At 62.3% G+C, this 591-nt stretch carries 1 protein-coding gene; it reads right to left on the bottom strand.

The features are described from left to right. On the bottom strand, nucleotides 1-591 hold a 591-nt coding region (locus A3730_RS07760), incomplete at both ends, for a YoaK family protein (protein WP_063537845.1).

Below are 591 nucleotides of genomic sequence, written 5' to 3'. Positions count from 1 at the left end.
GGCCGGGGCCATCAGCGCGGTGAAATGCAGCAACCGGAACAGCCAGGTGCCGACCACGCCGCCACAGATGAAGCCGCCAATCAGCAATACGAACAGCAGCAGCCGGCGGCCATTGAGGGGGATGCCGCGCAGGCGGTTGCCCAGCATGATGCCCAGGTCGGTGAAAATCCCGGACAGGTGGGTGGTGCGGATGATGGAGCCACTGTAGGTGGTCACCATGGCGTTCTGCAGCCCGCAGGCCATGGAAGCCAGATAGATGCCCAGATCACTGCCCTGTTGTAGAGACAGCATGGCCATGACCAGCAAAGCCGCTTCGATCAGCAATGAGAAACCGTAATGGCGGCCCAGTTTCAGGGCAGTGCTGGTGATGAGTATGCCGCTAAGGGCGGCACCGGCGAGAAAGCTCAGCAGGGTGAGCAGCAGGTGCCGGGCCACGGACAGATCAACATCCGCCAATGCCAGGCCCAGTAGCGAGGAGGTGCCGGTAAGGTGTGATACCGATTGATGGCTGAACCCCAGCAGCCCCACCGCATTGACGCTGCCGGCGAGAAAGGCCAGCAGAAAGGCCCCGACTTCCACCCAGGGTGGTAA

The organism is Alcanivorax sp. HI0044, from assembly GCF_001634945.1.
Note: the sequence above shows the minus strand (reverse complement) of the source record. Positions and strands in the feature narration are given on the sequence as shown.